Genomic DNA, 14,840 nt, shown 5'->3' on the forward strand with positions numbered 1-14,840 from the left:
TATTAAAGTATGCGTTTAGATAAATTTTTAAAAATATCGCGAATTATTAAGAGAAGAACCGTAGCTAAAGAAGTAGCAGACCAAGGAAGAGTTCAGATTAATAGTCAAGTTGCTAAATCAAGTTCGACTGTCAAAGTAGATGATGAAATAACCATTACTTTTGGTAACCGTGTAATGACAATAAAGGTAAAAGAATTACAAGAGTCAACTAAAAAAGAAGACGCAGCGAAGATGTATGAATTAATTAGTGAAGAATTCACTAAAATTAATTAAAAACCAAATATTATAGGGTGCATTCTTATTAAATTACTGCTATACTCAAAAATGAGAGAGTGGTGAAAAAATTGAATGAAAAAAATAATCAGTCAGCCAATCGTAAAATCATCCCCTTTGATCAAAGCGCAGGTCATATAAGCCCTTCAAAAAGCAAACAGGAGTCTTTATTAAAGTATATAGCGTTTTCAGTAGGGGTCTTTTTGACTTGTTTATCGCTTTTCTCGCTTCTTCAAGCGCTTCATAAGCAAAGTGAAGTCAACAGTCAATTGGTTCAAGCGGAAGAGAGATTGAATAAGGTTAAAGCGGAAAACAAGCAGGCAGAAAAAGAGTATATTTTATCAAAAGACAAAGATTATATTGCCAAATTGGCCCGCAAAGATTACTTTTTTTCAAAAGATAACGAAATAATCTTCGATCTAAACGAAGAGTCAAGTGAACAGTAAAAAAATTAAAGTATTAATAGGAGGAAAAAGAATTATATGGCGGTAGAAGTAGGACAAAAAGTTACAGGTAAGGTTACAGGAATCAAAAATTTTGGAGCCTTTGTTGCCTTAGATAATAATCAATCAGGATTAGTCCATATAAGTGAAATCTCAGATGGGTTTGTTAATGACATCAACGAAGTATTATCATTGGGAGATGAAGTCACCGTGAAGGTGGTTTCGGTAGCTGATGATGGAAAGATCGGCTTATCAATACGCCAAGCAGTTGATAAACCAGCCAACTCTTATCAAGATAAAAAGAATAATGATGGGTCTACTGCCAAGTATCGTAAACCAAAAGAAGCTGCTCGTCGCAATTTCCATCAAGAATATCCAAAAGTTCCGCAAGGCAAGGGTAACTCTTATCCTAACCAAAATGTTTCTGGTAAATATGCTCAAAAAAACAATGATGATTTCGATCAATTAATGAGTAATTTCTTGAAAGATAGTGAAGATCGTTTAATTTCACTGAAACGTAATACTGAAGGAAAACGAGGCGGACGTGGTGGACGCCGTAGTTAATTGATAAAATATTGCCGACTGCAATAGACCTTAGCCAGTCTATTTGCAGTCTTTATTTTGAACGAGGCAGAGGTGGTAAGCTATGGAAGCAACCTTTCGACAATTTAAGAATAAAGTAGAATCTTGGCCCGGTTGGGAAGAATGCAAAACGATTGTTTTAGCTATTTCTGGAGGTGTTGATTCGATGGTTCTCCTCCATTTAATGATAGAGTTGGTTCAATTAAATGAATATAGGGATCGGCAATTAGTAGTGGCTCATTTTAACCATCGACTAAGATCCCCCGAAACTCATGATAAAGAACAGACCCTAGTTGTAAACACGGCTAAGAGTCATCAATTGGTTTACTTTGTATCTAAGTGGGAGAGTCCAAGCAAGTCAAATATTGAAGCAAATGCTAGACAAGCACGTTATCAATTTCTAGCTGATGTTTTAGATGCTAGTAAAGGGGACTGTTTAATGACCGCCCATCATCTAGACGATGCTGTTGAAACTATGTTTATGCGAATGATTCGAGGGACTTCGTTAAAAGGATTGACGGGAATACGTGATAATTATCAAAGAGTCATGAAAGCTAGTAATAATGAAATTACTGTGACAGCCTTGATGCGTCCTTTAATTAATTTTAGAAAAGCAGAGCTCTATCAATACGCTGAGAACCACCAGATTGTTTACTATGAAGATGAAAGCAATCATGAAACAGAATATTTAAGAAATCGTATTCGCAAGCAGTACTTACCTAAAATTGAACTTGAAAATCCGCAATTTTATCATAATTTATTTGCGATGCAACAACAGCTGACCTCTTCCTACCAAGCACATTATGAGACTTATATGTGTCAAGAACCATTATTATTAGCTAAACTTGAAGACAAGCGTTGGGCCTTTGATGTTAAAAAATGGCGTGAATTGTCTGATGATTTTAGAGAAGTCTTTTTGACCATTTTTTTCGAAGAGCGCTTTATAGAAGTGGCTGGTCAATATGATAAAGAGGCTATCAGTCACTTGCTGGATCAAATTTTAAATACTGAAACACCAAATTACCGCTTTAATTTAGCTCCAGGATGGGTGTCGCGTCGAGAATATGATTACATCTTTATCGAGCCGGAAGAAAGAAAAGCACCAGCTCTTTCTGATTATCGAGTGGACTTATCTACCAATAATAAGTGGTTTAGCCTAGGGAATGGGTTATGGATTGGTCTTTTCAACCGCTCTTTTGTTAATAATCAAATGCGTAAGGCAGTAGATGATTTCTTGGCACTTGACCTATCAGAAGAAGAGAATCCCCCCGCCTTTCATATTCGTCATCGTCAAGACGGGGATTTGATTGAGTTGAAGTCAAGCAAAGGAGCTTATCACAAGAAAATTTCTAGAATCTTAATTGATGAAAAAATCCCTTCATCCGTAAGAGATAAAATTTGGTTAATTGTTAATGACACTAACGAAGTGATTTGGATGATTGGTCATCAGAGTTCCTCTAAGTACCAACCACAAAAACCAGAAAATATTACACATTACCTTTTGATTCAAAAGATGTACTAAAAAGGTGCAAGAAAATAAAGAGTTATGTTAAAATACATTAATACACTTTGAGAAAGAAAAGGAGTCAATATGTTAGAACAAGATGTTTTAAAAGTACTTGTAACAGAAGAAGAATTACGAGCTACTGTCCAACGACTAGGTAAAGAAATTACAGCGAATTACCAAGGGAAAGAAGTGCTGGTAGTAGGTATCTTACGTGGAGCCGCTCTTTTTATGGCAGATTTAATCCGTCAGATGGATTGCTATGTAGAAATTGACTTTATGGATGTTTCAAGTTATGGATCAGCTACAGAGTCTTCTGGTGAAGTCAAAATAATAAAAGACTTGAATAGCAGTGTAGAAGGCAAGGACATCTTAATAGTCGAAGATATTATTGATACTGGAAGAACTTTAAAGTATATCATGGATCTACTAAACTTTCGTAAAGCCAATTCTATCAAAATATGCAGTCTACTAGATAAGGCAGAGCGTCGTATAGAAGCAGATGTCAAAGTAGACTATGTCGGAGTTGAAGTTCCTAATGAGTTTGTAGTAGGATATGGACTAGATTATGATCAAAAATATCGTAATCTACCTTATATTGGGGTCTTAAAAGCTGAAATCTATTCTTAAAATAGTCAGTGAGACTAATTATTTTTATCAAAAGATTAAGTATATTTTTAATCAATAATCGAAGTTAAGGAGAAAGAAACGAATGCAAAAACCTAATCCAAATCGAAATCCCTTTCGAAATCCCTTTCGAAACACCCTCGTTTTTATTTTAATCGGTTTGGCTATTTTAGGCGGCTTTAGTTTAATGACAGATGGTGGATCGTTTTTAAATTCTACTAAAAAGATCACGATATCTGAATTTGTTCAACAACTTGAAGCCGATAAAATTGCTGAATTTGAGATGCAACCGGGAGCAGGAGTTTATCATGTGAAAGGTAAGTATCAACCGATAGAAGCTGAAAACAAAACGAGTGATAAAGCGGTTGAAGTCATCAAAGGTGATAGTAAAACTCAATTGTTTGAGACAGATATCTTACCAAATGATTCGACCATTAGCCAAGTGACTGAATTAGCCAAAGAGAAAAATGTAAAATTTAAATCAATGCCGGAGTCTTCAGCAGGTATTTGGTTAAATTTTTTACCTATCCTACTATTACTGATTCCTAGCTTTTTCTTGATGTATACCATGATGCAAGCTAGTGGTGGTGGCGGAAAGGGTGTCATGAACTTTGGTAAGTCTAAGTCTAAAGATGTCTCAAAACAAAAAGTCAAAGTTAGATTCTCTGACGTTGCCGGTGCCGATGAAGAAAAACAAGAGCTAGTTGAAATTGTTGAGTTTTTAAAAGAGCCTAAGAAGTTTACAGCTCTAGGTGCAAGAATACCAGCTGGAGTGCTTTTAGAAGGACCTCCAGGTACAGGTAAAACCTTACTTGCAAAAGCCGTTGCTGGTGAAGCAGGTGTGCCTTTCTTCTCAATCTCAGGTTCTGAGTTCGTCGAAATGTTTGTTGGGGTGGGAGCTTCACGTGTCCGTGATTTATTTGAAAATGCAAAAAAAGAAGCACCAGCTATTATTTTTATTGACGAGATCGATGCTGTAGGCCGACAAAGAGGAGCAGGTATGGGTGGGGGCCACGATGAACGTGAGCAAACACTTAACCAACTGCTTGTTGAAATGGACGGCTTTGAAGGAAATGAAGGTGTCATTGTTATGGCTGCGACTAACCGTTCAGATGTCTTGGACCCGGCTCTTTTACGTCCTGGGCGCTTTGACCGTCAAATACTAGTAGGTAATCCAGATGTTAAAGGCAGAGAAGCCGTGTTGAAAGTTCACTCTCGTAATAAAAAGTTAGCTTCTGATATTGACTTGAAAGTGATTGCTCAACAAACACCCGGTTTTTCAGGAGCCGATTTAGAAAATCTTTTAAACGAAGCAGCTTTAATTGCAGCCCGCTTTGACCGTAAAGAAATTACAGCGCCTGATTTAGACGAAGCACATGATCGTGTGATTGCAGGACCTGCTAAAAAAGATGCTGTCGTTTCGGAGCGTCAAAGAAAAACGGTTGCTTACCACGAAGCAGGACATACTGTAATTGGTATGGTTTTAAGTGAAGCCCGTACAGTCCATAAGGTGACTATCGTTCCACGTGGTCGTGCAGGTGGCTATGCTATTATGCTTCCTAAAGAAGATCAATACATTGTTACCTATAAAGAATTATTTGAGCAAGTTGTAGGTCTTTTAGGAGGTCGTGCGGCGGAAGAAATTGTCTTTAACCATCAGTCAACAGGAGCCAGTGATGACTTCCGTCAAGCGACAGCTATAGTACGTAGTATGGTGACTCGTTACGGGATGTCTGAAACAATTGGAACCGTTCAATATGAGAGTGATAGCCAACCATTTGCAGGACGTCGCTATGGTACAGAAGACCATACCTCTTATTCTGAGCAAGTGGCTTATGAAATCGATAAGGAAATTCACCGTATTATGAAGGAAGCTTTAATGGAAGCTTATCGTATTATTAATGAGCACCGAGAACAGTTAAATCTGATCGCAGAAAAGCTCTTAGAAGTTGAAACCTTAGATGCTCGCCAAATTAAAGCTCTTTTTGAAACAGGTGAAATGCCTAAATTAGATGAAACGGAAGCAGCAGAAGTTGTGGAAGATCCATCTGACTTTGAAGAGTCTAAACAAAAATCTTTGGAAGATGACCCTAAAGAAAATTCTAACGAAGATTTGGATTCAAAGGACGAAGTCAAATAGTTAAGTTAAAAGACAGGCCCTCGCCTGTCTTTTATCATCGAATGAAATAGAAAGAAGGGAAAAAATGAAAGGGCAGTTAATCAAAGCATTAGCTTTTGATGATCAAATACGCGTATTTGTAGTAGATGCGACGGACTTAGTTAAGCGAGCACAAGAAAAACATCAAACGTGGCATACGGCTACAGCTGCATTGGGGCGAAGCTTGGTTGCTACAGCACTCTTGTCAGCCAATCTAAAAGGGGATGACCGCCTGCTTGTTCAGATTAAAGGTAATGGTCCTTTAGGATTAATCTCTTGTGATGGCGATACCCAAGGTCGAATTAGAGGGTATGTATCAAATCCGAACGTGGCTTTAGAGTTAAATAGTAAAGGCAAGTTGGATGTAGCGAGAGCGGTTGGGCTTCCTGGTAGTTTGAAGGTCAGTAAATACCTTGCGGATTCAGAAGCTTTTACTGGCCAAGTTGAGCTTATTTCAGGTGAACTGGGCGAAGATTTTACTTACTATATGGCAGTATCGGAACAAACTCCCTCTTCTATTGGCTTGAGTGTGCTTGTCAATCCAGATGAATCAGTTCAATCAGCTGGGGGCTTTATGATTCAAGTTTTACCTGGGACATCTGACGAAGTGATTGATCAACTGGAAACAAGGATTAAGTCGCTTGGTTCGCTGTCAGAGTTAATCGACGGATCAGAAGCGATTACAGATCTTTTGGATTCATTAGTTGGATTGAATAATAGCCGAGTTATTTCGCAGCAACCAGTTGAATTTTATTGTCCATGTAGTAAAGAGCGCTTTCGTAAGTCACTTGCAGTTTTGGATTCTAATATGTTACAGCAAATGATTGACGAGGATAAGGGAGCAGAGGTTATTTGCCAATATTGTAGTGCGACTTATCAATTTAGTGAAGAAGAATTAAAAGCGATCTTAGCTAATCAATAAGATCGCTCTATTATCACCATGACAAACTGAACGACTTCATGTAAAATGAAAGGGACAGTATAAAGAAATAGTGGGAGGAAAGCCAATGTCTGATGTAAAAGATAATCCAGAATTTGAAGAATTAAATGACCAGTTAGTAGTCAGAAGACAAAAGATGCAAGAAATGTCTGAAGCAGGAGTCAATCCTTTTGCTGCAGGATTTGAACGCAGTGACTATTCAAAGGCTTTAATTGAAAAGTATGATCACTTATCCAAAGAAGACTTGCAAGAAAAAGAAGCGATTGAAGTTTCTATTGCTGGCCGTATCGTTTCTAAGCGCGGAAAAGGAAAAGCAGGTTTTGCTCACCTGTTAGACATGAAAGGTAAGTTGCAGATTTATGTTCGCCAGGATCAAGTGGGTGAAGCTGCCTTTACTTGGTGGAACGCTGCCGATTTAGGAGATATTGTGGGGGTTCGCGGCAACTTGTTTAAGACAAAAACAGGGGAACTTTCAGTTAAAGCAAAGGAGTTTATTCCTTTAACAAAAGCTTTAAGACCACTACCTGATAAATTCCATGGTTTGACAAACGTTGAACAGAAATATCGCCAACGTTATTTAGACCTAATTGCCAACGAAGAAAGTTTTGATCGCTTTGTCAACCGTTCAAAGATTATTCGCGAAGTGAGACATTATTTAGACGATTTAGATTATCTAGAGGTTGAAACTCCTGTCTTACATAATCTAGCAGGTGGAGCGTCAGCTAGACCTTTCATTACACATCATAATGCATTAGACATGGAACTATACTTACGGATTGCTTTAGAATTACATTTGAAGCGTTTAGTAATAGGCGGTATGGAAAAAGTATACGAAATCAGTCGTGTCTTCCGTAATGAAGGAATTGATACTACCCATAACCCTGAATTCACTATGATTGAAGTGTATACAGCTTATACAGTTTATACGGATATTATGGACTTAACAGAAGGGTTGATTCGCCATGTTGCCAAGAAAGTCTTAGGGACTGCTATGATTGATTATGATGGTAAAAAGGTAGATTTGGAAACGCCTTGGGCACGTCGCCATATGGTTGATTTAATTAAAGAAGAAACCGGTGTCGATTTCTGGCAAGAGATGACTCTAGAAGAAGCTAAAGCTTTAGCTAAAGAACATCAAGTCCCAGTTGAAGACCACGATTTGTCAGTAGGACATATTATTAATAACTTCTTTGAAGAAAAGGTAGAAGATACATTAGTTCAGCCTACTTTTGTTTATGGACATCCGGTTGAAATTTCACCATTGGCTCGAAAAAACGAAGAGGATCCACGTTTTACCGACCGCTTTGAATTGTTTATTGTTGGTAAAGAATATGCGAATGCCTTTACAGAGTTAACGGATCCAATTGATCAAAGAGAACGTTTTGAAGCTCAAATGGCAGAAAAAGATGCTGGAAATGACGAAGCGCATCCAGTTGACGAAGATTTCTTAGAAGCATTAGAGCACGGAATGCCTCCAACTGGAGGTTTAGGAATTGGTATTGACCGTTTAGTAATGTTATTAACGGATTCACAATCCATTCGTGATGTCCTCTTATTCCCAACATTAAGAAATAATTAAGAATTGAATTGATTAAGAAATTACCACAAACTGGATAGAGATTTGTTTGTGGTGTTTCTTTTGAAATAGTTAAAAATCTAAACCTCTCAAAATTAAATAAAGGAGAATACTATGAATACAAGTAGAGCAGAAGCGTTTAGCGATGGAGTTTTAGCAATTGTTATTACTATCATGGTTTTAAAATTACAACCCCCAGCTAGTTTAGACCTAGCTGGATTGAAAGAAATATATCCGACTCTATTAGCCTATATACTAAGTTATGCATATGTGGGGATATACTGGGCCAATCATCATCATTTATTAGCCGTTTTAAAAACAGTCAATGGTAAAATTTTATGGCGTAACTTATTTTGGCTCTTTTTTATGTCTTTGATACCAACTTTCACGGAATGGATGGGCTTAAACCCTTCTGTTAAACTACCAGCCTTTTTTTATGGATTCATCTTACTAATGTGTGCTGTTTCTTATAATATTTTACAAACAGAAATTATTCGGGTGAATGGCAAGGATTCAGATTTAGCTAAAAAGATTGGTAAGGATTTCAAAGGGAAAGGTTCGATTGTTTTTTATATTCTTGCTTTGATTTTCGCTTTTTATCAGCCTCTAATTTCTTATCTAATATATGTGGCGATAGCTTTATTATGGATTATTCCAGATAAGCGACTAGAAAGCACCTTTTATAAATAGTCTTTCATTTATTTCTACGAATTTTTAAATATTGATATGGCAAATCATATTTTTTTAATTTTTGCGATTAATAGGTTATTATAGAATTAACACAATTAAGGAGGGCTAGTAATGGAATTTTTAAGAGAAGACCATGCCATTGTTTTACGTAATGAAGAAAACGAGATGATTGCCGAGATAACTTATCGAGATACTGATGATGAAAAGTTAGTGGTGGCTAACCATACCTTTACTTCAGATAGTCTTAGAGGTCAAGGAATTGCTGGTAAGCTTTTAGATGAGTTAGTAGCAGATATGCAACAGCAAGGTAAAAAAATATATCCCAGTTGTCCATATGTCATTAGAAAATTTGATGAGGAAGCAGAAAAATATAGGCATATAGATGCTCGTAAACACCCAGCTTAACAGTTGCTAATCATATAACCAAAAGTAGTTTCATCTACTTTTGGTTTTTTTAAGGTCTTTAATTAGACAATAAAGCGCTTCCGTGATAACCTTTTAATTAGTAGGTCTATTTCAAATATTTTAATAGTAAGTTGGAAAATACAGTGCTTACGACCTAAGTATTGATTTTATTTACAAAATATAGAAAGGAAGGATCAAGATGAGTTACAGTTTTATTGCAAATTTAAGAGAGTTACAAAGTCAAAAAGATTTGATGCGCCTTTCCCTTTATATGCCTACTAATCGTGGAGGTTTAAATAGGCAAGAAGACCTGATTTAATTTAAAAATCTAATTCAGCAAGTTAAATCTAAGCTGGAAGAAGTTGATAAAGATGAAGCAAATAAGATTTTAAAAGAAATTGAAAGAATTCGAAACGATAAAAATTTTTGGGATCAAACTAAAGAAGGTCTAGCCCTTTTTATCAGTCCTAAAGATGTTGAAGTTGCCTATTTACGTAATGAATTTAAACCTTCGATTCATCTAGGAAATGAATTTTATCTTTTACCTTTATTGGCTTATTATGAGGAACTTCATGAAGTAATCATTGCAGATATATCTAAAGATTCGGTGGACTTTTTTGATGCCAACCAGTTTAATGCCGAAGCCCTTACTCTAGACCCTGCGATTGAAGTGAAAGACTTTTCAGAGATTTATGATGATTTAGACGCTGACTCTCAAGTCAATGTACACTCTTATGGCGGACGTCAAGAGCCTGGTATGCATCATGGACACCGAGCTACTCCAGAAGAAAAAGATCTAGATCGCGCAAAATATTTCAATTACTTGCATAAAAAAATGCAAGAAGTAGCTAAACATTATCACCGGCCAATTTTATTAGCAGGAACAGTTGAGAACATAGGCCATTACAAAAAAGTTAATGAAAACACCGCTATTTATTATGATTCAACAATCGACAAACCCTTCCAATCCATGGATGCTAAAGCGAAAACCAAACTTTTAAAAGAGACCCTTAGTCAAAATCAGCAAGAATTCGCAAAAGAAAAGATTGATCAAATTGAAAAAGCTCGTAATCAAGGGAAAGTCATTCATGATTTTGAAGAGATTAAAGGGCTGATCCATGAAGGGCGTATCGAAGAATGGGTGATTCAATACTTTACAGACAACTTATTAGATGGAGAGGCTTTAAATCATTGGGTGATCAAAGCCATGGATCAAGGGGTTAAAATTTCTCTCGTTTTGGAAAAAGTTGAAGGGATTAAACAACAGTTTTCTGCTCTTTTAAGGTACTAAAAAAGAGATGAATTTATCCCTTTATAGCAAAAGATTACCAAACATTTTGGGCCATGTAATAGAATGAAAGCGATGCATGATTCCATAGTTATGCATCGCTTTTTAATTGCTTAAATAGATAGAGGAGTGTTTCTATTTGAATCGAAAGACATTGACGATAGCTTTTGCCTATGTGGGAGTAGTAACAGGGACGAGACTGACTTCAGGCCAAGAGCTACTGCAATGTTTTATTAGGTTTGGTTCTGTTGGCCTATTCGGCCTATTCTTGGTAGGGCTCATGCATGCCTTAATGGGTGGCTATTGTCCGGAGCTAGTTTGCAGCAGCAATTTAATTTAAAAAGCATTTGGGGTAGCGCCTTGTGTGTTCTATTAGTTTTGATTATTGCATCCTTTGATTTTGAAAAATCCAACAAATTATTGGTTTTTTACGCCGGTCTTAATTATTTTATTATCCTAGTTTTTATCGATACTTTATTTAACTATCGGTTTGATTTTGAAAAGATTGAAGTGATGAGTCAAGAACTCAATCAGCTTTTCCCTTCGATAATTTTGCCTAGCTTAAACTATTTTTCAATGTGTTTTATAACGGGTTTTTCCATGGCAGTTGTTATCAGTGGTGATGCCCTGCGCCTTCAGTTTACTTTCGCTTGTGCGCATCGCCTATCTAGTAAGCAACCCGACAAGTTTTATACCTACTATGTAGCAGTTACTTTAGCGGGGTTTGCTCTAAGTTTTTAGGATTTAAAGAATTAGTTGCTAGCATGCATCCTATTTTAGGCTTTATTTCTGTCAAGGATCGCTCCGCTTTCCTCTTTGACAAAAGTAAAGAATTTGAGGGCTAGACGCTAAGACATAAGCATGCCCATTTAGAAGCACCTTGTGTAACATATGTTTGACAACTCTAGAAAAGTTTTTAAAATATATGCGAAATTTAATTGACGAGGAAAAAACTACATGGTAAGATAATAAAGGTGTTTTTATTGACAGATACCTGAAACTCAGTCGTGCTGACTGCTATAGATTCACCCTGAAGCGCAGTTTTGAAAATTTCAAGCCTGCGGAAAATTTATATTTATAAATGACACACTTGGATGTGTGGACTAAGAAAATAATGGAAGGAGGACTTTTGATGCCAACAATTAATCAATTGGTTAATAAACCTCGTAAATCAAAAGTAAGTAAATCAAATTCACCCGCATTAAACGTAGGTTACAACAGCTTCAAACGTTCTAACACAAAAACAATGTCTCCGCAAAAACGTGGGGTATGTACACGTGTAGGGACTATGACTCCTAAGAAACCGAACTCTGCTTTACGTAAGTATGCCCGTGTTCGTTTATCTAACCTTATGGAAGTAACAGCTTATATTCCAGGTGAAGGCCATAACTTGCAAGAGCACAGTGTGGTACTAATCCGTGGCGGACGTGTGAAAGACTTACCAGGGGTACGTTACCATATCGTTCGTGGAGCGCTGGATACTGCCGGTGTTAATGACCGTAAGCAAAGCCGTTCTAAATACGGTACTAAGAAACCTAAATCATAATTATAACAATCACCGATTTTTCGAAAGGAGGAGTTTAAATGACTCGTAAAGGGAATATTCCTAAACGTGAAGTGTTACCAGATCCAATTTATAATTCTAAAGTAGTAACTCGCACAATCAACCGTTTAATGGTTGACGGTAAGCGAGGTAAAGCATCATCTATTTTATATAGTGCATTTGATGTAATCCGTGAACAAACAGGCCAAGATCCAATGGAGGTTTTCGAACAAGCCATTGAAAACATCATGCCATTATTAGAAGTTAAAGCTCGTCGTGTTGGGGGTTCTAACTATCAAGTACCAGTTGAAGTAAGACCTGAGCGTCGTTATACTTTAGCGATTCGTTGGTTAGTGACATATTCTCGTTTACGTGGTGAAAAAACCATGGAACAACGTCTAGCACGTGAAATTATGGATGCAGCAAACAATACAGGTGCTTCTGTACGTAAGCGTGAAGATATGCATAAAATGGCAGAAGCTAACAAAGCCTTTGCGCATTATCGCTGGTAAGATTTATAATGGTATTGTTAACTTAGTGATTCTTTGTTAACAGATAATGATTCAAAAAAGGAAAGAGGGGTAAATATACATGGGAAAAAGAGCATTTTCTCTTGAGAAAACTCGTAACATTGGAATTATGGCCCATATAGATGCTGGTAAGACAACGACTACTGAACGTATCTTGTATTATACCGGTAAGATCCATAAGATCGGTGAGACCCACGATGGTGGAGCTCAAATGGACTGGATGGAGCAAGAGCAAGAACGTGGTATTACCATTACTTCTGCTGCAACAACAGCTCAATGGAAAGAACACCGTGTAAATATCATCGATACACCAGGACACGTGGATTTTACGGTTGAGGTTGAACGTTCATTACGTGTATTGGATGGAGCGGTTGCCTTATTAGATGCTCAATCAGGTGTAGAACCTCAAACTGAAACAGTTTGGCGTCAAGCTACTACCTATGGAGTACCTCGTATTGTATTTGTTAATAAAATGGACAAAATGGGAGCTGACTTTGAATATTCACTAAGAACCCTTCATGAGCGCTTAGACGCAAATGCAGTAGCTATGCAAGTTCCAATCGGATCTGAAGATGAATTCAAAGGAATCGTCGATATTGTTCATAAAAAAGCATATATTTATAATAACGATTTGGGGACAGAAATAGAAGAAACAGATATCCCAGAAGAATATCAAGAAAAAGCTGCTGAATATTATACAACTTTAGTTGAAGCAGTAGCTGATACTGATGAAGAAATTATGATGGCTTATCTTGAAGGGGAAGAAATTCCTGAAGATGTTTTGAAAAAAGCTATCCGTAAAGCAACAGTTAATGTTGACTTATACCCAGTCTTCTGTGGTACAGCCTTCAAAAACAAAGGGGTTCAATTATTACTAGATGGTGTTATTGATTACTTACCAAGTCCACTAGATGTTCCACCAATTATTGGTTTCGAACCAGGAAGTGAAAAGGAAATTGAACACCATGCGGATGACAGTGAGTCATTTGCAGCTTTAGCCTTCAAAGTTATGACAGACCCATTCGTTGGTCGTTTAACTTTCTTCCGCGTTTACTCAGGAACATTGGCATCTGGTTCATATGTTCAAAACGCAACTAAAGATTCGCGTGAGCGTGTAGGTCGTATCTTACAAATGCACGCTAACTCTCGTGAGGAAATTGCTGAAGTATTCTCGGGAGATATTGCTGCAGCTGTTGGTCTTAAGAATACAGGAACTGGAGATACTTTATGTGACCCAGATAACTTAGTTATTCTTGAATCAATGGAATTCCCTGATCCAGTTATTGAGGTAGCGATTGAACCTGATTCAAAAGCTGACCAAGATAAGATGGGCTTAGCCTTAGCTAAGTTAGCTGAAGAAGATCCAACCTTCCGTGCTTCAACTGACCATGAGACTGGTCAGACAATTATTGCCGGAATGGGAGAATTACACTTAGATATCATCGTTGACCGCTTAAAACGTGAATTTAAAGTTTCAGCTACGGTTGGTGCACCACAAGTTTCTTACCGTGAGACCTTCCGTGCCGCGACACAAGCTGAAGGTAAATTCGTTCGTCAATCAGGTGGTAAAGGTCAGTATGGTCACGTATGGATCGAATTTGAACCAAATGAAGAAGGCGCTGGCTTTGAGTTTGAGAATGCGATTGTTGGTGGGGTTGTTCCTCGTGAATACATTCCAGCAGTAGAAGCAGGATTGAAAGATGCGATGGAAAATGGTGTCCTAGCAGGATTCCCATTAGTAGATATCAAAGCTAAGCTTTACGATGGATCTTATCACGATGTTGACTCTTCTGAAACAGCTTATAAGGTTGCGGCTTCAATGGCACTTAAGGCTGCTGCTAAGAAAGCACAACCTTCAATCCTTGAACCAATGATGGCTGTTGAAGTAACAGTTCCTGAAGAATATTTAGGAGATGTTATGGGACACGTGAACTCTCGCCGTGGACGTATTGAAGGTACTTCAACACGTGGAAACGCACAAATTGTTAAATCATTCATTCCTTTATCAGAAATGTTTGGCTACGCAACGACTTTACGTTCTTCAACTCAAGGTCGTGGTACATTTACAATGCAATTCGACCACTACGAAGATGTTCCAAAATCAATCGCTGAAGAAATCATCAAAAAATACGGTGGGTCTTCAGAAAATTAATCATAAGCAATAAAGGCTTATTAAGAAGAAAGACCAAGGTTAAGGGAAATATCCGTTGAATTCACTTCAATATCTTTGGTATAATAATTTTGATAGATTACATAATCTATAAACACTTTAAAATTAGGG

Annotated in this window: 16 protein-coding genes; all 16 read left to right on the forward strand. The window is 37.3% G+C overall.

The annotated features are described in order from the left end of the window. The first annotated feature begins 9 nt into the window (after nt 1-9). The 16 genes from ACQV2T_RS00205 (at nt 10) to fusA (ending at nt 14,711) form a co-directional block, all read left to right on the forward strand. The gene (locus tag ACQV2T_RS00205; RefSeq protein WP_428873211.1) at nt 10-273 is read left to right on the forward strand and encodes an RNA-binding S4 domain-containing protein; all 264 of its coding nucleotides are present in this window, start codon (nt 10-12) and stop codon (nt 271-273) included. Between the two features lie 62 nt (nt 274-335). After that, nucleotides 336-719, forward strand: a complete 384-nt coding sequence (locus ACQV2T_RS00210) for an FtsB family cell division protein (RefSeq protein ID WP_428873212.1) — start codon at nt 336-338, stop codon at nt 717-719. A gap of 36 nt (nt 720-755) precedes the next feature. After that, a complete protein-coding gene (locus tag ACQV2T_RS00215) occupies nt 756-1,280 on the forward strand; it encodes a S1 domain-containing RNA-binding protein (protein ID WP_428873213.1) in 525 nt (174 codons plus the stop codon). An 82-nt stretch (nt 1,281-1,362) separates the two neighbouring features. Continuing rightward, nucleotides 1,363-2,820: a tRNA lysidine(34) synthetase TilS gene (tilS, locus tag ACQV2T_RS00220; RefSeq protein WP_428873214.1), complete on the forward strand. Its 1,458-nt coding sequence runs from the start codon at nt 1,363-1,365 to the stop codon at nt 2,818-2,820. A gap of 69 nt (nt 2,821-2,889) precedes the next feature. Next, nucleotides 2,890-3,432 (forward strand): hypoxanthine phosphoribosyltransferase, encoded by a 543-nt coding sequence (gene hpt, locus ACQV2T_RS00225; protein WP_428873216.1) that lies wholly within the window; start codon nt 2,890-2,892, stop codon nt 3,430-3,432. An 82-nt stretch (nt 3,433-3,514) separates the two neighbouring features. Then, complete coding sequence (ftsH, locus tag ACQV2T_RS00230; RefSeq protein WP_428893089.1) at nt 3,515-5,569, forward strand: ATP-dependent zinc metalloprotease FtsH; 2,055 nt, start codon at nt 3,515-3,517, stop codon at nt 5,567-5,569. A 64-nt stretch (nt 5,570-5,633) separates the two neighbouring features. After that, complete coding sequence (gene hslO, locus ACQV2T_RS00235; protein WP_428873219.1) at nt 5,634-6,509, forward strand: Hsp33 family molecular chaperone HslO; 876 nt, start codon at nt 5,634-5,636, stop codon at nt 6,507-6,509. Nucleotides 6,510-6,594: 85 nt separating this feature from the next. Further along, on the forward strand, nt 6,595-8,106 hold the full coding sequence (gene lysS, locus ACQV2T_RS00240; protein ID WP_428873220.1) for a lysine--tRNA ligase: 1,512 nt from the start codon (nt 6,595-6,597) through the stop codon (nt 8,104-8,106). A 111-nt stretch (nt 8,107-8,217) separates the two neighbouring features. Beyond that, on the forward strand, nt 8,218-8,793 hold the full coding sequence (locus tag ACQV2T_RS00245) for a TMEM175 family protein (RefSeq protein WP_428873222.1): 576 nt from the start codon (nt 8,218-8,220) through the stop codon (nt 8,791-8,793). A 111-nt stretch (nt 8,794-8,904) separates the two neighbouring features. Further along, a complete protein-coding gene (locus ACQV2T_RS00250; RefSeq protein WP_428873224.1) occupies nt 8,905-9,198 on the forward strand; it encodes a GNAT family N-acetyltransferase in 294 nt (97 codons plus the stop codon). Between the two features lie 550 nt (nt 9,199-9,748). Then, complete coding sequence (locus ACQV2T_RS00255; RefSeq protein ID WP_428893090.1) at nt 9,749-10,489, forward strand: hypothetical protein; 741 nt, start codon at nt 9,749-9,751, stop codon at nt 10,487-10,489. 136 nt (nt 10,490-10,625) lie between these two features. Then, the gene (locus tag ACQV2T_RS00260; RefSeq protein ID WP_428891932.1) at nt 10,626-10,826 is read left to right on the forward strand and encodes a hypothetical protein; all 201 of its coding nucleotides are present in this window, start codon (nt 10,626-10,628) and stop codon (nt 10,824-10,826) included. A 20-nt stretch (nt 10,827-10,846) separates the two neighbouring features. Beyond that, nucleotides 10,847-11,227, forward strand: a complete 381-nt coding sequence (locus tag ACQV2T_RS00265; protein WP_428893091.1) for a hypothetical protein — start codon at nt 10,847-10,849, stop codon at nt 11,225-11,227. A 391-nt stretch (nt 11,228-11,618) separates the two neighbouring features. Continuing rightward, a complete protein-coding gene (rpsL, locus tag ACQV2T_RS00270; RefSeq protein ID WP_258436774.1) occupies nt 11,619-12,032 on the forward strand; it encodes a 30S ribosomal protein S12 in 414 nt (137 codons plus the stop codon). Nucleotides 12,033-12,070: 38 nt separating this feature from the next. Next, nucleotides 12,071-12,541, forward strand: a complete 471-nt coding sequence (rpsG, locus tag ACQV2T_RS00275) for a 30S ribosomal protein S7 (RefSeq protein WP_090289529.1) — start codon at nt 12,071-12,073, stop codon at nt 12,539-12,541. A gap of 79 nt (nt 12,542-12,620) precedes the next feature. Next, on the forward strand, nt 12,621-14,711 hold the full coding sequence (gene fusA, locus ACQV2T_RS00280) for an elongation factor G (protein WP_428873229.1): 2,091 nt from the start codon (nt 12,621-12,623) through the stop codon (nt 14,709-14,711). Nucleotides 14,712-14,840 lie beyond the last annotated feature (129 nt).

This window comes from Facklamia sp. P13069 (genome assembly GCF_050409405.1).
In the GTDB taxonomy this organism is placed as follows: Bacteria; Bacillota; Bacilli; order Lactobacillales; family Aerococcaceae; genus Facklamia.